The sequence below is a fragment of the Brumimicrobium mesophilum genome (genome assembly GCF_003025005.1).
GTDB classification, from domain to species: domain Bacteria; phylum Bacteroidota; class Bacteroidia; order Flavobacteriales_D; family Crocinitomicaceae; genus Brumimicrobium; species Brumimicrobium mesophilum.
Window position 1 is genome coordinate 299,291 of record NZ_PVSS01000002.1, and the last position, 18,447, is coordinate 317,737.

Sequence of the window (18,447 nt, forward strand, 5' to 3'; positions counted from 1 at the left end):
CTTTTTTACTAAGAATTAAAGCATTCTATTTAGCTGTGAACTATTTTTTATTTACATTTGGAGCTATTTCAGAAATTAACTAAAGTAAAATTTTACCATGAAACATATCCTACTTTTCACTTTTCTAACCAGTTGCCTATTCAGTTTTGGGCAAACTACAATTTGGTCTGATGACTTTGAAGCTACTGCAGCGAATTGGGATCTAACGATTCAAACAGGTGTAAATGAACCAGATGCTAACATTTGGACTATTGATGATGGCGAAGGTGGAGTAACTCCTCCAGGATGTTCTGTGACAGCAAATGGAGACAAAACACTATATGTATCTTGTCAAGGTATGGTATGTCCAGCAGTTGGAACAGGTGCTAAGTATTATCCTGGCGATAATGGATTAGCCACCAATCCCGCAACAACAAATATTCGTGCTGCATTAACTACTCCAATTTCAACAGTTGGAGAAACTCAACTAGAACTTGATTTTGATTGGCTAGGAGAAGGAGCAGCAGGTGCAGACTTTACTGAATTGGAATACAGTATAGATGGAGGTGCAACTTGGACTGTATTATGGACTCAAACTGTAGGTCCACTTTGTGGAGGTGGTGAAGCGCAATGGAGTCAAGAAAACATTGCTCTACCATTAGTGACAGAAAACCAACCAGATTTAAGATTCGCATTACATTGGAGAAATGACAACACCAACCCTGGAGTTATAGTTTCATCTTTTGCCATTAACAATATGGTTTTAACTAGCAACTCTGCAGCAACAGGACCAAATGCAGACTTCAGTGTTGTATCATTCACTATTTGCAAGGATGATTGTATCGATTTCACTGACGCTTCTACTGGAACAAACATTTCTGCATGGAATTGGTCATTTACTGGATCAACAACAGCAACATCAACAGACCAAAATCCAACGAATATTTGCTGGAATAATGTAGGAACTTATAGTGTAACACTTTCTATAACGGATGATAACGGTACGGATAACGTAACTTATCAAATATTTGTTCAAAATTGTACTCAAGGTCCACCAACGGCAGATTTCTCAACTGAGGAATTTGTGATTTGTTCTGGAACATGTATAGATTTCACGGACGAATCAACTGGTGATCCAACTTCGTGGGAATGGGATTTTGGAGGAGCTACTCCTGCAACTTCAACTAGTCAAAACCCTTCGAATATTTGTTTTGACACGCCTGGAACATACGCTATTACTTTAACTGTTACAAATTCTGGAGGTAGTAATCAAATTACCACACCAGTTACAGTTCTTGACTTACCTTTAATTGAAGGTTTTGGAGATACCATTATAGACTTAGGAGGAGCAGCAGAATTAAATGCGATACCTGGTGCAGGTGGTTCTATATTATGGATTCCATCAAGTACTATCGACTGCCCTACTTGTCCAAACGTGATAGCTACACCTAGTATTACAACAGATTATTATCCAACAATCACTGACATTAATGGATGTGTAGGTATGGATACTGTTACTGTTTATGTAGCATTTGAAGAAATTGTAGAAGTACCGTCAGCATTCTCACCAAACGGAGATGGAAAGGATGATGTTTTAAAAGTATTAGGTATTGGAATAGCTTCTATTGAGTTTAAAATATTTAATAGATACGGACATATGGTTTTCGATACAACTGATTTAAATGAAGGTTGGGATGGAACTATGGACGGAAAAGAGATTAATCAAGGTGTATTTGTTTACACTTTGTCTTACACTCTTATCGATGGTACAAAAAGCGAGAAATCTGGAAATGTTACACTTGTAAAATAAGACTAAAATGAAATTTATACTATTGACAATATCACTTACCACTATCTTATTTGCTTCTGCACAACAAGGAAATAACTTCAGCATGTGGTTTAAGAATAACATGCAACATAATGCTGCTGCTGTAGGAACAAATGATAATGATGTTAAAGTTTTTACAAACTTTAGAAATCAATATTTCAGTGTTACAGATAATCCCTTTCGTTCCATTTCAGCCTCAGTAGATGGAAAAATCCTTAGATCTTACAAAAGGAATAGCTATTTAGGCTTGGGTGCTTCTTTCGTAAATGACATGAGTGGAGATGGCCGTTATGTAGTAAATAATTTTAAAGTTCCGGTTTCCTATCACATATTCTTCAATAAGGCAACTTCGTTATCTGTTGGGATTGCACCGGGTATATATCAAAGAACAATCGGAAGTGGAAATTTCACATGGGAAAGTCAATGGAATGGTTATGAATTTGATGGCAATATAATTGCAGATCCAATTAACAATGCATCAGTGTCAGAATTTGATCTAAATGCTGGAATATTTCTAAAGCATCAAACCTCAAACTCTAATAGAATTTATTTCGGATTTTCAGCTAACCATATTTTACAACCAGAGTTAGCTTTCAATATTCAAGATAATTTGTTTGTTCGATATGTTGGTCAATTTGGAATGAACCATAGATTCTATCAAAGTGATTTCGGTATCTCACCACAGGTCTTAACAGTTTTTCAAGGTCCTACATCGAACATAGTTGTTGGAACAAACTTTGACTTTTACCTACAAGACGCTTCATTAAGGACTGGGTTTTATACTCCAACAATGATTTCATTTGGTATTTATCACAGACTTAGAGATGCAATTATTGTAAATGCTCAATATTCTTTCAAAGGAATAACTATAGCAGCATCTTATGATTCAAATATCAACGCTATGCTTCCTGCCTCAAGAAGTATTGGAGGATTTGAAGTTGCAATTATGTATGACATAATGTTAAACAGAAAAGGTAAATACGTTTATTAATCTTTGAATTTTTTAGGACATTTATATTTCTCGAAAGAGAATCAAGAGTTAATGGTCGCCAATTTATTTGGCGACTTTGTTAAAGGTAGGAATTATTCCTACCTACCGCAAATAGTTCAGGAAGGCGTTTTTCTGCATCGACAAATTGATGATTTTATTGATCACCACCCGTTGATTACAGAATTAAGACTTCATTTATATCATGAACTCCCTAAAATTGCAGGGATAGCAATTGATTTGTATTTTGATCATCTACTCGCTAAAAATTGGCCAAAGTACCACCCCAAATCATTAGATGAATTCATAGATTTATTTTTGGAATACACTGAAGATCCGAATCATCTTCGCTATAAAAATCCAAAATTTGAATACCCTATTTATTTCAACAGCCTACTTTTGATGATTAAAAATCATAATCTTTTAAAGAAAAATCTACATCTCGACGGATTAAGAATCGCCTCCGAAGGTTTATCCCAAAGAATTGCATTTAAAAACAATCTAAATATAGCGGCAGAAGTATTCATTAATAATGAACAAAGAATAGAAAAAGTATTTCACCTATTTATGGCTGATGCTATTTTACATTTTAAATCGCTTTAGGAATTTACATCTCTCGTTTATTATTTCTCGTTTAAGAACATTTGTTAACCCAAGAAATAAACCCAATAATATCCAATAACTTATCAACTTATTCATCTGAATATCTAAATTTTAGTAACGCTATTTTATATTTTATTTTTTCTTATATTTAACCTAGAAAATATAAATTTTGATAAAAAAACTAACATTATTCACTTCAATCCTTCCCTGCATAACAGTGCTTCTGTTTATAACATTCAGTTGTCAAAACACAAAAGGGAAAGAAAACAAGCAAGATGTTGTTGGTCGTACCGATTTAAAAAAGCAAAAAGATCTTGGAGAAATCCTTAAAGACAACAAACTTACCATTTTAGCAGAAAATAGCGCCACAAGCTATTTTATTTACCGAGGGCATAAAATGGGCTTAGAATATGAAATTCTTAATGAATTCGCTAAGGAAATAGGCGTTAAATTAGAAATTAAGATTGTTCCGGACCTTGACAATATTATTTCAAGATTAAATAATGGAGATGGTGATATTATTGCCTGTAACTACACCATAACCAAAGAAAGAAGAAATCAAATTGATTTTTCTAAACCAATTATGAGGACCTCTCAAGTATTGGTTCAAAGAAAACCTGAAGGTTGGCAAAATTCAAGAAGAAGTACTTGGGAAAATAAATTAATTAGTGACCCTGCTCAATTATCTCGAAAAACCATTCACGTTTGGAAAAACTCTAGTTATTATGATAGATTGGTTAATCTTCAAAATGAATTAGGTGATACCATTATTCTTAAACCTTTAGAAGGAAATATAATTCCTGAAGATGTGATAGATATGGTTTCTAAAGGTTTTATCGACTATACAGTAGTTGATGAGAATGTGGCCCAAATCAACAAAAGATATTATCCTAACGTAGATACAGAACTTGAATTAAGCGTAAAACAGCGAATTGCTTTTGGGATAAGAAAACAAAGTCCATTATTAAGGAAAAGATTAGATGCTTGGTTAGAAGAATTTATGAAGACTTCCACATTCAACTATATAAAATATAAATATTTAAAAAATACAGCCAATGTATCCAAATCAAAAAGTGAATATTCTTCAATTAGGGGTTCCAAGATTTCTCCTTACGATGACATAATTAAAGAAGTTTCTGATCGCTATGATTGGGACTGGAGATTAATCGCAGCCCTTATTTATCAAGAATCGAAATTTCAGCTCACAGAAGAGTCTTGGGCTGGGGCTTATGGTTTGATGCAATTCATGCCTACCATTGGTCCTACCTTCGATGTTTATCCGGACTCCCCCCCTGCGGTTCAAATTGATGGTGGAATTAGAAAAATTATCAAGAATTACAATGAATGGAAAACTATTCCTGATTCAATTCAAAGAATAAAATTTGCTTTTGGAACATACAACGCAGGAATTGCGCATGTATTAGATGCACAAAGGCTAGCCAAGAAATATGGTAAAGACCCCTTGATTTGGGACGATAATGTAGAAGTTTACATTAAGAATCTTTCTAATCCAAAGTACTACCACGACCCAGTATGCTACTATGGGTACATGAGAGGGTCAGAAACCTATAATTATGTGAGATCTATATTTATTAGATATACTGAATATAAAACTGCATTTCCATTGGAAAGCTAGCCCTTATATGAAAGAGAGTTATTGTATCATGAAGTAGTTCCTAATTAATGGCTCGAAATCACTTGCATCTCGTATTGTACAATTCCAAAAATAAGTATCTAAAAAGGTAAAAGACCTTAATAAAGTAGTCAATTAGGTTCATTTGAATTAAAATAATTAAAACAAAAAACGGGCATCTCGAAAGAGAGTACCCGCTTAATAAATTCGGTAAAATAATGCAATTATTTACTCCATTCCTTAATTGATGCTTCATTCATTCGAACATAATCTTGATTTCCTGCTTTTTGAGCTGACTCTAAAGAAACTTTAGCAGCTTCGATTGCTTCAGTTTTCTTACCTAATCCAGCTAAGATCAATGCTTTTTTACGTACATAATAAAAAGGTGCATCACCATTCATTTCTATGGCTTTGTTTATGTAAGTTAATGCATTCTCCAACTCCATGTTAGCATTCAAATAGAAATTAGCAGCACTATAATAATCACGTTCAGAAGGATTTCCTTTTATACCTTCATTGATAGAAGCAATTGCTAATTCATTTGTTGGTAATTTCACTTTAATTGACAATGAAGTATTTCCCCATTCGGCCACTAAATCAAAGTGATTTATATCAAGATTATCAAATGAGATCGTGAAAGTTTCAACATTGTTCTTAGTCTTGTTTACAGGAACTGTAACTTCAGCTGCAACCATATCTGCGGACCATTCTTTAGGCAATCCCCAGTTTTCAGTTTCTTTATACAAAATGATTTTCCATTCCTTTGCTCCAGTTACTGCATACATAGCATATGTTCCTGATGAGATATCTGTTCCTCCAAAGTTCACCTTGGTATCAAAAGATATAGTTGTATTTTTATTCGCCCCAAAACGCCATTTTTCACCTAATGGTAAAATTTCTTTGTGCATATCTCTTCCTCGCAAAGAAGGACGAGAATAATCAACTTCAACCTCAGTTAAACCTACTGTTTGTTCCATTTCAGCCTCAGGGCTTAAAGCTGGAGTTTTCACCTGAGCAGAAGTCACTAAACTAATCCCCAAAGCACTTAATAAAAATAATGTTTTTTTCATATCTATAAATTTTTGAACAAAGATAAAGATTCAAACACAACAAAGCCATCTTGGCATAGCGATAAAACAAATTCATCTTATTTAATACAAAAAATGAAATGAAACTCTAGACTATCAAAGAGAAAGTCTAAGCTATAAAAAGTGTTAAATACTAAAAAAAGTGTCCAAAGAATTACAAAATGAAAGTTCTACAATTACGAATAAAAAGACTTAGTTTATTTTTTTAAACATATATATGAAGGCATTACGAATTTATTTGCGCTAATTTTAATATTATCATTTATTATTCCTAAATTATTATTGAAAAAAGAATAACAATCAAATTCAATAAAAAAAACTATATTAGAAAGGGTTTAGCAGTATCCCGATATTATCAACTCACATTTAATTAAAATATGAACAGTTTAAAAGAGATTTTGATTCCTTCCAATAAAAAGAAAAGAAGACGTCGAATTATTCTATATGCATTTCTGGTGGTCATAATAGGATTTCGAATTTGGTTGCCCTATTTTTTAAGAGATAAAATTGTAGCTGCTGTGAATGAAGTAGATGGCTATGAATGTACACTCGAAGATATCGATTTACATTTATTTAGAGGTGCTATGATTTTCAAAGAATTTGAGATAAAAATTACAGAAAATTCCGTTACAAAACCTTTCGTTTATTGTAAGAATACAGATATTTCAGTTGAATGGAAAGCTATTTTTCAAGGTTCGATTGTAAGTGAAGTTGTTCTTGATGAATTAAAACTTTACTTTGCGGATGGAAACAGCGAAGAACAAGAACAAACCGGAGATGTTTCATGGGTAGAACCTATTATTGATTTTATCCCACTTAAAATTAACAGATTTGTTATTAATAATGGTCAGATTGAATTTGAAAATATGGTTTCAGATCCAGCCGTAAATTTAAAATTAACACAACTTCAATTAAAAGCTGAGAACTTAACTAATTCAACAGATGTCCAGGAGCCACTTCCTTCTCACTTAAAACTAACTTCGAAAGTTTTAAACAAAGGAAATCTTAAGGTCGAAGGAGATTTAAATATCTTGAAAGATTTACCAGACATGGATTTAAATGTTGATGTTAAAGATGTTGATTTAACAGAGCTAAATGCTTTTACGATGGCTTATGCAAATTTCGATTTCGAAAAGGGTGATTTTGCAGTCGCTTCTGAATTTGCAATGTTAGACGGGCAAGCAAAAGGTTATGTAAAACCAATTCTGACAGATGTGAAGGTCTTGAATTTTAAAGAGGACAAACCTGTTTTGAATGGATTTTGGCAAGCCTTTGTTGGTTTAGCCTTTAACATCACTAAGAATATTCGTAAAGATAAGACGGGAACTAAAATTCCAATTTCAGGAAATATTGATAACCCTGAAATAGGAATTGTAACTACAATAGTAAACATCTTCAGAAATGCATTTATTGAGGCTTATGAAGCCGAAGTTGACAATACCATTAGTTTAAAAGACATTGCCAATGAACAGGATGACAGAGGTTTTTGGGATAAGTTTAAAGATATATTTAACAATGATGATAAAGAGTAAATAAAATTCGGTATTCAATGTGGCAACAATAGTTGCCACATTTTTATTATTAGGAACCACATAATAATTATGAAAAATTTTTACACCACATTTTTAACGCTTTCAGTTGTTTTAATTTTAAGCCATTTAAGTTTCGCTCAAGAATCTAGAAATTATTGTTCTAAAAGAGATGCTTTTTCTAATCATCAAATGAGAAGTCCCAATTTGAACCTTCAACAAATTGCTGATGCCAAGAAATATGATATTCATTTTTATTCTCTAGATATAGAAATGGATAATTTAACAACAGATATTGCGGGAACAGGAGAAATTCATGGAATTGCAAATGAAATTTTGGATTCGGTTTTATTTGAATTGTATTCAACTTTCAATATTTCTGAAATCCGTTTAAACAACGTGGCTACTCCGTTCAACAGAAACGGTTCTGTTGTAAAAGTTCCAGTTAATTTGACAAACAATCAACCCTTTAAAATAGCTATCGATTATAGCGGAACTGCTCCAAGCTCCTCTTCTACTCCATTTGGAGGGTCAGGAATGTCAAATGATTCTTCACCTTCTTGGGGGAATCAAGTTACTTGGTCATTATCAGAACCATTTTCGGCATATGAATGGTTTCCATGTAAACAAGACTTAAGAGACAAAGCAGACAGTGTTTCAATGAAAATCACTGTTCCAAATAATTGTAAAGCAGGATCAAATGGACTTTTAGAAAATGTTATTGATTTAGGAAATGGAACATCACGTTATGAATGGTTCCACAGACACCCAATTGCCTATTATTTAATCTCGGTAGCCGTTGCAGAATATGTAGAATACAATGTTTATGCTAACCCAGTGAATTCAACAAATCCAATTCTCATTCAAAATTACATTTATGACAATCCTGTCACTTTAATGAATTTCCAGAGCGACATCGAAGAAACGGTGGATTTCATGGAATTATTTGCCGAATTGTATGGAAAATACCCTTTTGATGATGAAAAATATGGACATTGTATGGCACCTTTAAGTGGAGGAATGGAACACCAAACAATGACAACTCAAGGTTTCTTCGAAAAAGGATTAACAGCGCACGAACTAGGTCACCAATGGTGGGGAAATAGTGTGACTTGTGCTTCTTGGTCAGATATTTGGGTAAATGAAGGATTTGCAACTTATTCTAGTCATTTGATGCTTGAATATCTTCACCCAAATGAAGCAATTCCAAACATGCTAGACATTCATACCAATGTAATGAGTAACCCTGGAGGCAGCATTTGGGTAACAGATAGCCTTAACGAAGGAGCAATTTTTAGTGGTCGATTATCGTACGATAAGGGAGCGGCATTTGTTCACACTTTAAGGTTCATGATGAATGATGATTCTTTATTTTTTCAAGCATTACGAAATTTTCAAACTGATTTTAAAGATAGTGTAGCAATAGGTTTAGATGTTAGAGACGAATTCAATTCTATTTCAATCGTAAACTTTAACAATGCATTTAATGAATGGTATTTTGGTGAAGGTTACCCGACTTATAGTTTAAAATACAACATTGTTAATGATGATTTATTGTTTGAAATAAGTCACACTACCTCTAGTTCTACACCAACTTTCACAAATCCATTAGAATTAGAAATTCAGAGAAATGGGCTACCTGACACCACAGTAAGAGTTGATATTTCTAGTAATAGTAATCATTTTACAATTCCAAATTTCGGAAGTTCTTTGCAAACCTTTGTTATAGACCCGAATAATTGGATAGTAAATAAAACCGGATCAATTACAGAAGATGTCAATTACTTATCAATCGATGAAGAGTCGAAATCAGTTGATCTCAGAATTTTTCCAAATCCATCAAATGGCCAATTTAACGTTGAAATGGATGATCACTCAGAAAAGTTTATCAAAGTTTTTACATCCCAAGGAAAAACTGTTTACGAAGGAAGTTTTAATTCAGCTGTGAAACTCGACCTTCAATCAAAAAAATCTGGATATTACATCGTGAAAATTTCAGACAAAAATGGTCATCAATGGGTAAAAACAATTGTATTAAATTAATTACCAAATAGGTACTTCCAGCTTGGAATTAAGAATTAATTGAACGAATGAAAAAATAATCATTTTATGTGAGTAGTAAATTTAAACTAGATGATAGCATTTCCAATTCTGATCGCATGGATATTATTGAGAACAGAATGAAAAAGTTAGGCTATAATTATCACAGAAAATTATCAAAAATTCATTTTGGAAATAAAACCCCTTTCCTTTCAGGAAGGTTCGCCTACTCCTATTTACTATTTGGAGTTACTAAGCATGGTTATTTTGAATTTGAAAAGAATTAAATTATTTGTAAACCCTCTATTTACACTCAAATTATTGGTCTTTTTATATTAGTGATCACGTTTTCCGCAATTCTCATTAATTAGCATGGATATACCACCATAATTGCGAATAACTTATTTTTCGTTTTTCTGATTGTAAGATGGAAAAATGTTATAGCTAATGAGAGCATGCTGAAAAAATTAGTTGGATGGAGATAAATTTTTTCGGCTCATTGGAAACTTTTAATTTCAAAAATACTCAGTTCCAATTGAAACCACTTTTTTTATCGGATATTCTGACCAATAAAATTAAAATAGTTCAAATAAAAATCTTGAGCATAAACTATTAAATAACATTCTATTACAAGGTAATGAAAGGTATTTTTTATTAATTACTACTTTAAAATATCCTTTAATTTCGTCCTTACTAACGAATAAGAATTATTCAAACATTTTTTCAAATTAATTCGATTAAAATAAAAACATCTCCATTAGCTTGGGAGAACTCACGGTTATGATTATTTTGTCATTTTTCTTAATAAAATACCGAAAAAAACACATTTTTAATGATAAAATTCAGATTTTTAGTTCTTTTTACACTTTTTTCCTTCAATTTTCTAAATGCTCAAACTTCTTCTGATTCAAAATTGAAAGTCGAATTAAAACTTGAGAATCCAACCAAAGAAATTAATGATGGAATAGCCAAAATTAATGTGACAGGTGGTGTTCCACCATACCAATATAAATGGAGTGATCAAAACACATCCTTGAAATCTACAGAATCCATTGAATTAATTGAAGGACTAAACCACGTTGTAGTAGTTACAGATGCCAATGGAGATTCCATTACCAAAAAATTTAAAATTAAAGCTGAATCTATTACAGAGATTTTCAATAGTGGTGTTCAACCTGCTGTGGACGTGATGGGAGCTATATTGTTTTGGGATGCATTTTCAAAACTTGGACTATATGACCCTGTGGTTTATAGTTCTGAAAAAATCATTCAACTACCTTTATTTGAAGTTTCTTCTGAAGAAGAATTCATAGTTAAGAAATGGTTGGTTTCAGATAATAAGGTAGTTACCAAAGGTGAAGAAATAGCAATTTTAGAAACACATCAAGGTAAAGAATTTCCTGTCTATGCACTTGCTGAGGGAAAAGTCCATAAAATTATTCAAGAAGGTAATACAGTTTCACGAACACCCGAAAAGGGCTCATTTAAATCTTCACCCATCGGTGTTATTCACTTTAATTCACCACAACCTATCTTACATCCAAATGGCGAAGTTCGAACCAATAACATTCCTTTTATCGTTATTTGGTTGATTCTAGGAAGTGTTTTCTTCACTTTCAGGTTGAAACTAATAAATATTCGTGGCTTTAAACACTCAATAGACTTAGCACGAGGCAAATATGATGATCCTAAAGCCCCTGGAATAATTACCCATTTTCAAGCAATGGCTACGGCCGTGTCCGCCACTGTTGGTTTAGGTAATATAGCAGGAGTTGCTGTAGCCATATCATTAGGCGGCGCTGGAGCAACTTTTTGGATGTTTATAGCTGGATTTTTTGGAATGTCACTAAAATTCGCGGAATGTACCCTAGGAGTAAAATACCGATTTATAGATAAAGAAGGACGTATTTTTGGTGGACCAATGAATTATTTACGCTATGGTTTAGAAAAAAGAAATCTAAAGCACTTAGGGAAGTTCCTGGCAGTATGTTTTGCCATTCTTGGTATTGGTGCTTCATTTGGAGGAGGAAATATGTTACAATCAAATCAGGCATTTAAAATTGTTTCCGAACAAATTCCTTTTCTACAAGGTTATGGTTTTTGGTTCGGAATTGGATTTGCAATTTTAATTGGAATAGTAATTATTGGTGGAATACAAAGTATCGCAAAGGTTACGGCCAAAGTAGTACCCATAATGGCTATATTATATGTTGTTGGCTGTTTGGTTGTCATTGGCACGCATATAGAATACATCGGAGGAGCATTTATCGCAATATTCGAAGGAGCGTTTTATTCTGAGGCTTTAAAAGGAGGTTTTATTGGAGTTCTAATAATAGGGTTACAACGCGCTGCTTTCTCAAGTGAAGCAGGTGTTGGTTCAGCAGCCATCGCCCATAGTGCGTCAAAAACCAACCATCCAATTTCCGATGGTTTTGCCGCATTGGTCGAACCCTTCATTGACACAATGTTAGTTTGTACAATGACCGCATTGGTTTTGATATTCACAGGAATGCATGAAACCAACACTGGAATAGGTGGTGTAGAACTCACAGCTGATGCGTTTGGAAGTGTTGTTTCATGGTTTCCCAATGTACTGGCTATCGCAGTATTCCTATTTGCATTTTCTACCACTGTTTCTTGGTCATATTATGGTATGCGATCATGGACATTTCTTTTTGGTCAAAGCAAAAAATCAGAAATGATTTATAAAATTATGTACTTACTATTTGTAGTCTTGGGAGCCTCTGTAAGCTTGGGAGCTGTATTAAGTTTTGCCGACATGATGATCCTTGCCATGTCCTTTCCAAATATCATCGGATTATATATTATGTCTTCCGAAATTAGTACTGACATGAAAATTTATTGGCAGAATTTAAAAGAGGGCAAACTTTATATTGACCCGAAGTTTTCAAAAGGGAAGTGATTTATCAATATGAACTAATGTATAGTGAAAAGAACGGTTTCATAATGCTCTAAAAAATAGAACAGGAATACTATGTTTCATAATTGAAGTATTCACCCAACTAGCCCACAAACAAAACCAAAACTAATAAAAAGACAAAACCCCTACAACATTGATACGTTGTAGGGGTTTCTAATCCTCCAGCCATAGAGGCGTATTTTTATGCGGTCCGGACGAGACTCGAACTCGCGACCTCCTGCGTGACAGGCAGGCATTCTAACCAACTGAACTACCGGACCAAAACTTATTATTCTTCTTTTGAAGAACGTTGACGACAGTCAACTATAACTTATTTTACTAAGTCTTTAAATTCTGTATTGTTCATATTTAATACGTATTGAAAAAGGAAAGACAAAACCCCTACGACATTGATACGTCATAGGGGTTTCTGTTCCTCCAGCCATAGAGGCGTGTTGTAAATGCGGTCCGGACGAGACTCGAACTCGCGACCTCCTGCGTGACAGGCAGGCATTCTAACCAACTGAACTACCGGACCAAAATTTATATTCCTACTTTCGAAGGATGCTGACGACAGTCAACTATAACTAATTTAACCTAGTTATTAAATTCTGTATTGTTCATTTGCTTCCGCAACTTACTTTTTCAATTTCTTTCTTTACTTACCGTTGTAAGTGCCATACTTGTTTCGTTAGGCGAGTGCAAATATAACCAACTTTCTTCGACCGACAATGGTTTTTTGAAAAAAAAATAAACTTTTTTTATTGTTTATTTAAACTTGATTGAATTTCAACTATTTAAGGCAACACTTTTTTTTAGCCTTTTTTTTCATTATCCTTTATTTCTTCAAAATCCACATCCTCTGCCTCGCGATAACCTCCCTCCACAATGTGAACCTTTCCCTTCTCCGATTCACTCTTTTCCTTGGCTTTTCTAAAAGCGTCGTTATTTTGATTAAAACGTTTTTCGTTTTCCACACTTTTTTTAGTGGCCATAATTCGACCAATAAACCGAATGATTACAAATATTGCGATGATGATCAACACCATTCTAATCGTACCTGGAACACTTAATATTATCATAATTCAATTAATTTAAACATCTATACTCAAAAGCTTTCAAACTAAAAACAAAAAAAGTCCAGACAATAATCGCCTGGACTTTCTTATAAAATTTTCCAGAAGTAATTTTATAACTATTTAGATAAATATAAATTACGTTCCGCAAATATCTTTCTAAAGAATGGATCTTTCAAATCTTTGATAAATTGAATTGCTTCTCCAGTAGATTTCATCTCAGGTCCCAATTCTTTGTTCACATTAGGGAACTTGTTGAATGAGAAAACTGGAATTTTAATTGCATACCCACCTTTTTTAGGTTGGAAATCGAAATCAGTTACCTTATTTACTCCTAACATTACTTTCGTTGCGTATTTTACATAAGGTTCGTCATAAGCTTTTGCAATAAAAGGAACAGTACGAGATGCCCTTGGATTTGCTTCAATCACATAAACTTTATCATCTTTAATCGCAAATTGAATATTAATTAATCCAACCGTTTTTAGAGCAACTGCAATCTTCTTAGTGATATCTTCAATTTGTTGCATTACTAGATCTCCTAAGTTGTATGGCGGTAAAACCCCGTATGAATCTCCTGAGTGAATTCCTGCAGGCTCAATATGCTGCATAACTCCAATAATGTAAACGTTTTCTCCATCACAAATTGCATCTGCCTCTGCTTCGATAGCACCTCCTAAGAAGTGGTCCAATAGAATTTGATTGTCTGGCATATCACGAAGAATATCAACTACATGATGTTCCAATTCTTCTCTGTTAATTACAATTTTCATTTTCTGTCCTCCCAAAACATATGAAGGACGGACCAATAAAGGGAAACCTAAATCATTTGAAAGTTCTAATGCTTGTTCTGCACTTTCAACAACACCAAATTCAGGATAAGGCACATTGTTTTCTTTCAATAATTGTGAAAAACGACCTCTGTCTTCAGCTAAATCCAATGCATCGAAACTCGTACCCATGATTTTGATTCCATATCGCTCTAATTTCTCAGCTAACTTCAATGCAGTTTGACCACCTAATTGAACGATAACTCCTTCTGGTTTTTCATGACGAATGATGTCATAAATATGTTCCCAGAAAACTGGTTCGAAATATAATTTATCTGCCGTATCGAAATCTGTTGAAACAGTTTCAGGATTACAATTAATCATGATGGTTTCATATCCTGCTTCTTTCGCAGCCATAACTCCATGCACACAAGAGTAATCAAATTCAATTCCTTGTCCAATTCTATTTGGTCCAGAACCTAAAACAACAATTTTCTTTTTCTCTGTTACTTCACTTTCATTTTCTAATTCGAAAGTTGAGTAATAATATGGTGTTTGCGCTGGAAACTCTCCGGCACAAGTATCAACAAGTTTATAAACACGTTGAATTCCAAACTCTTCTCTTTTCGCATAGATTTCTGATTCTAAACAACGCAGTAAATGTGCTATTTGTCTATCGGCATATCCTTTTTGCTTAGCTTCGAAAAGTAATTCTTTAGAAATGTTTCCTAAATTAAATTTCTCAATATTACGTTCTAGCTTGATCAATTCCTCGATTTGACGTAAGAACCAAACATCAATTTTAGTTTTCTCGTGTATTCTATTAAACGGAATCCCCAATTTAATCGCATCATACACATGGAAAAGCCTGTTCCAGCTTGGGAACTCTAAACTTTCCAAAATTTGGTTTTGGTCAGTTAATTCTTTTCCATCGGCTCCTAAACCATTTCTTCCAATCTCAAGAGACTGACAAGCTTTTTGAAGGGCTTCTTGGAAATTACGACCAATTCCCATAACTTCTCCAACAGATTTCATTTGGAGACCTAATTTACGGTCTGCTCCTGGAAATTTATCGAAATTCCAACGTGGTATTTTTACAATTACATAATCTAAACTTGGCTCAAATAAAGCAGAAGTAGTTTTCGTAATCTGATTATCCAATTCATCTAATGTATAACCAATTGCTAGTTTAGCTGCAATCTTTGCAATAGGATAACCTGTAGCTTTTGATGCTAAAGCAGAAGATCTAGAAACACGAGGATTAATTTCAATTGCTATGATTTTCTCTTCTTCATCTGGAGAAACAGCAAACTGTACATTACAACCTCCAGCAAAATTACCAACTGAACGCATCATTTTGATGGCCATGTTTCTCATGTCTTGGAATGTTGTATCAGACATTGTCATTGCTGGAGCAACGGTGATTGAATCTCCTGTGTGCACTCCCATTGGATCAAAATTCTCAATCGAACAAATAATAACAACGTTATCATTTTTATCTCTCAATAACTCTAATTCATATTCTTTCCAACCTAAAAGTGCTTTATCAATCATCACCTCATGAATTGGAGAGGCATGCAAACCAGCATCTAGTAAATTATCAAATTCTTTTTCTGTATAAACAACTCCTGCTCCTGCACCTCCTAGAGTAAATGAAGAACGAATACATAATGGGTATCCAAATTCTTGCGCTACACTTTTTCCTTCAAGGAAAGATTTAGCAGTTTTTTGAGGAGCCATTGGAACATCAATTTCTTCCATTAAATTACGGAAGTCCTCACGGTTTTCTGTGATTTCAATTGCCGCGATATCAACTCCAATAATTTCGATATTGTTTTCTTCCCATATTCCTAACTCATCACATTTGATTGCTAAATTCAAAGCAGTTTGTCCTCCCATAGTTGGCAAAACAGCATCGATATCATGATTAGCAATAATTTCGCGAATGCTTTCTGGTTCTAGTGGCAATAAATAAATATTATCCGCTACTACTTTATCGGTCATAATTGTCGCAGGATTCGAATTAATCAAAGTTACTTCGATTCCTTCCTCTCTTAAAGATCTTGAAGCTTGTGATCCGGCGTAATCAAATTCACATGCTTGACCAATTACAATTGGTCCACTTCCAATTATTAAAACTGACTTAATTTTCTCGTTCTTAGGCATTCCAATTTTTCTTTTTGCTTTGATGTTAAAGCGTTATACAAATCGGACACAAATTTAATTCATTTTTACTACTTTTATAGGTATGCACAGGATTTTAATGATAGTTTTTTACAGTAAAGTTGAATTCACCCTTAAATTAGAAATTCTAGTTTCCAAAAATCACAGAGAAGACTTCAAATTATGCAAAGCAAAATGGAACCTAAATTAAGAAATGTATCACATGAAGATTTGCAACTTTTTTATGAAGTATATGGCACTGGAAACACCGTTATTCTTTGCTTCCATGGGAACGGCAGATCAGCAGAAGACTTCCGGTTCCTAGAGAAAAAATCTCGAAAAATCATATCTGTACATCTATTCTTACATGGCCATTCTATATTTAATCCAAGTAGAATTGATAAGGATTTAATAACTAAAGAACATGTTGAAAAATTGTTAGAAAAAATATTCATTAAAGAAAAAGTCCAAGATTTTCATTGGGTCGCGTATTCTCAAGGCGGCCGATTTACTTTAAGTGTATTTCCAACTTTTGCAAAACGCGTTAAAAGTATGTTTTTAATTGCTCCAGACGGATTGAATGATAAAAATTTCTATAGTTGGTCTCAAAGACAATGGTGGACTAGAAAATTGTTCAAACGATGGGTAAAAAAACCAGAAGAATTAATGTCTATTTCTAGAACATTAGAAAAAGGAAAAATTATACATCCTAAAATACTAAGCTTTTTAGACTACTACACCTCAGATCAAGAAAAACTAGAAATAGCTTTTAAATCTTGGAGCGCCTTCAGAAATTTAAGACCTTCTATGGAAGAAATAAAATCTGCCATTGATAAAAACGCTGTAAATTTTAATTTAATTATTGGAGAACAAGATCAAATAATCACCCTAAAAAGCGCTTCGTTGTTTTTGAACAAACTCAATAAACCCGAAGCTTTAAAGACTATTCCATATGGACATGATATTTTCAAACCTCATATAGAGAAAGAACTTTTGGCTTTGATGACTTTTGAAGCGTTTGATTGATTATTTATCGAAATTTACAGTAAAAAACAAAATGATTAACTTCTAAAATCCAGATAATACTAGAAAATACAAACCGAAAATCAATGGAAAGTATATTAATCCAATTATGCGTAATGTTTTCTTAAAAGACCAAATTTCATCACCATCTACCCTCATATAGAGTCTTAAAACATGATAAACAAAGAGCGAAATAAGGAAATACAGTCCTATCACTATTAATATTAATCCGGGTATGATACCTATTAAAGGAAGAAGTAGTACAAAAGCTCCAGTTAAAACAACTCCTGAAAGTCCAGTCAAAAAGTAAATTAACAAAAATCGAAAAGCTCTTTCAAACGGATCCAAAATAAAAGGCTCCTCCGGTTCTTCAGGTTCAATTTTCTCAACATTTTCTACTTTAATATTTGAAATTTTCTTCTCATAAAGCACTATCTCGCTACTTTCAGTGTTTACATTCACATCTTTAAATTTCATATCTTCCACATATGAGGTAGATATGTTCTTATTTAAATCAATTCCCTTTTTTCTTATATTATTTTCTGAAATCACTTCATTTATTTCTTGATCTGTTTCAAGTGTTAAATTAGATGCTTTGAAATGATTGGAGTACCTTGAGTTTTTATCTTCGTTCTTATGAGATGAAGAAATATTTGAATTCCCTTTCTTTTGAAAATGCCATCCCCTGCTATGTTTTCTTTTATCAAAAACACCTTTATTCACTGCTCCACACGAAGAAAAGAGAGCAGTTAAAACAACCGAGATAAAGAAAAGATGTGATGTTTGAAATTTCATAAAAGTAGTCTT

Annotated in this window: 13 protein-coding genes and 2 tRNA genes; 9 read left to right on the forward strand and 6 right to left on the reverse strand. The window is 33.4% G+C overall.

Features of this window, described 5'->3' with window-relative positions; all coding sequences use genetic code 11:
- The first annotated feature begins 97 nt into the window (after window positions 1–97).
- The 4 genes from C6368_RS02990 (at window position 98) to C6368_RS03005 (ending at window position 5,034) form a co-directional block, all read left to right on the forward strand.
- On the forward strand, window positions 98–1,789 hold the full coding sequence (locus tag C6368_RS02990) for a PKD domain-containing protein (protein ID WP_107037698.1): 1,692 nt from the start codon (window positions 98–100) through the stop codon (window positions 1,787–1,789).
- Between the two features lie 7 nt (window positions 1,790–1,796).
- The gene (locus C6368_RS02995; protein ID WP_107037699.1) at window positions 1,797–2,798 is read left to right on the forward strand and encodes a PorP/SprF family type IX secretion system membrane protein; all 1,002 of its coding nucleotides are present in this window, start codon (window positions 1,797–1,799) and stop codon (window positions 2,796–2,798) included.
- 3 nt (window positions 2,799–2,801) lie between these two features.
- Window positions 2,802–3,398 carry an ACP phosphodiesterase gene (locus C6368_RS03000; RefSeq protein WP_449374860.1) on the forward strand — a complete coding sequence of 199 codons (597 nt, stop codon included), beginning with the start codon at window positions 2,802–2,804 and terminating at the stop codon, window positions 3,396–3,398.
- Window positions 3,399–3,567: 169 nt separating this feature from the next.
- Entirely contained in the window at window positions 3,568–5,034 is a 1,467-nt protein-coding gene (locus C6368_RS03005) for an MltF family protein (RefSeq protein WP_159038403.1), read from the forward strand.
- A gap of 221 nt (window positions 5,035–5,255) precedes the next feature.
- Here C6368_RS03005 and C6368_RS03010 read toward each other — a convergent pair whose 3' ends face one another.
- The gene (locus tag C6368_RS03010; protein WP_107037702.1) at window positions 5,256–6,101 is read right to left on the reverse strand and encodes a DUF2911 domain-containing protein; all 846 of its coding nucleotides are present in this window, start codon (window positions 6,099–6,101) and stop codon (window positions 5,256–5,258) included.
- 395 nt (window positions 6,102–6,496) lie between these two features.
- On the opposite strand from C6368_RS03010, the gene C6368_RS03015 reads away from it, so the two are divergent.
- From C6368_RS03015 to C6368_RS03025, 4 genes are all read left to right on the forward strand, one after another.
- The gene (locus tag C6368_RS03015; protein WP_107037703.1) at window positions 6,497–7,651 is read left to right on the forward strand and encodes a DUF748 domain-containing protein; all 1,155 of its coding nucleotides are present in this window, start codon (window positions 6,497–6,499) and stop codon (window positions 7,649–7,651) included.
- A gap of 69 nt (window positions 7,652–7,720) precedes the next feature.
- The gene (locus C6368_RS03020) at window positions 7,721–9,691 is read left to right on the forward strand and encodes a M1 family aminopeptidase (RefSeq protein WP_107037704.1); all 1,971 of its coding nucleotides are present in this window, start codon (window positions 7,721–7,723) and stop codon (window positions 9,689–9,691) included.
- Window positions 9,692–9,759: 68 nt separating this feature from the next.
- On the forward strand, window positions 9,760–9,975 hold the full coding sequence (locus C6368_RS17210) for a hypothetical protein (RefSeq protein WP_159038404.1): 216 nt from the start codon (window positions 9,760–9,762) through the stop codon (window positions 9,973–9,975).
- 545 nt (window positions 9,976–10,520) lie between these two features.
- Entirely contained in the window at window positions 10,521–12,611 is a 2,091-nt protein-coding gene (locus tag C6368_RS03025; RefSeq protein ID WP_107037705.1) for an amino acid carrier protein, read from the forward strand.
- Window positions 12,612–12,815: 204 nt separating this feature from the next.
- Here the strand turns inward: C6368_RS03025 and C6368_RS03030 are convergent.
- The 4 genes from C6368_RS03030 to carB form a co-directional block, all read right to left on the reverse strand.
- Window positions 12,816–12,889: transfer RNA gene (locus C6368_RS03030), tRNA-Asp, on the reverse strand.
- A 183-nt stretch (window positions 12,890–13,072) separates the two neighbouring features.
- A tRNA-Asp gene (locus C6368_RS03035) sits at window positions 13,073–13,146 on the reverse strand.
- Between the two features lie 277 nt (window positions 13,147–13,423).
- Window positions 13,424–13,690, reverse strand: a complete 267-nt coding sequence (locus tag C6368_RS03040; RefSeq protein ID WP_107037706.1) for a hypothetical protein — start codon at window positions 13,688–13,690, stop codon at window positions 13,424–13,426.
- 113 nt (window positions 13,691–13,803) lie between these two features.
- Complete coding sequence (gene carB, locus C6368_RS03045) at window positions 13,804–16,620, reverse strand: carbamoyl-phosphate synthase large subunit (protein ID WP_107037707.1); 2,817 nt, start codon at window positions 16,618–16,620, stop codon at window positions 13,804–13,806.
- Between the two features lie 192 nt (window positions 16,621–16,812).
- Here carB and C6368_RS03050 point away from each other — a divergent pair, with 192 nt between their 5' ends.
- The gene (locus tag C6368_RS03050; RefSeq protein ID WP_234369074.1) at window positions 16,813–17,643 is read left to right on the forward strand and encodes an alpha/beta fold hydrolase; all 831 of its coding nucleotides are present in this window, start codon (window positions 16,813–16,815) and stop codon (window positions 17,641–17,643) included.
- Between the two features lie 42 nt (window positions 17,644–17,685).
- Here the strand turns inward: C6368_RS03050 and C6368_RS03055 are convergent, their stop codons facing one another.
- Entirely contained in the window at window positions 17,686–18,435 is a 750-nt protein-coding gene (locus C6368_RS03055) for a hypothetical protein (RefSeq protein WP_107037709.1), read from the reverse strand.
- Between the last annotated feature and the right edge of the window lie 12 nt (window positions 18,436–18,447).

What these genes read in the sequence shown, in the direction of transcription:
- C6368_RS02990 (WP_107037698.1), top strand. Translation starts at nt 98, where the DNA reads ATGAAACATATCCTACTTTTCACTTTTCTAACCAGTTGCCTATTCAGT.
- C6368_RS02995 (WP_107037699.1), top strand. Translation starts at nt 1,797, where the DNA reads ATGAAATTTATACTATTGACAATATCACTTACCACTATCTTATTTGCT.
- C6368_RS03010 (WP_107037702.1), bottom strand. Translation starts at nt 6,101, where the DNA reads ATGAAAAAAACATTATTTTTATTAAGTGCTTTGGGGATTAGTTTAGTG.
- C6368_RS03015 (WP_107037703.1), top strand. Translation starts at nt 6,497, where the DNA reads ATGAACAGTTTAAAAGAGATTTTGATTCCTTCCAATAAAAAGAAAAGA.
- C6368_RS03020 (WP_107037704.1), top strand. Translation starts at nt 7,721, where the DNA reads ATGAAAAATTTTTACACCACATTTTTAACGCTTTCAGTTGTTTTAATT.
- C6368_RS03025 (WP_107037705.1), top strand. Translation starts at nt 10,521, where the DNA reads ATGATAAAATTCAGATTTTTAGTTCTTTTTACACTTTTTTCCTTCAAT.
- C6368_RS03040 (WP_107037706.1), bottom strand. Translation starts at nt 13,690, where the DNA reads ATGATAATATTAAGTGTTCCAGGTACGATTAGAATGGTGTTGATCATC.
- carB (WP_107037707.1), bottom strand. Translation starts at nt 16,620, where the DNA reads ATGCCTAAGAACGAGAAAATTAAGTCAGTTTTAATAATTGGAAGTGGA.
- C6368_RS03050 (WP_234369074.1), top strand. Translation starts at nt 16,813, where the DNA reads ATGGAACCTAAATTAAGAAATGTATCACATGAAGATTTGCAACTTTTT.
- C6368_RS03055 (WP_107037709.1), bottom strand. Translation starts at nt 18,435, where the DNA reads ATGAAATTTCAAACATCACATCTTTTCTTTATCTCGGTTGTTTTAACT.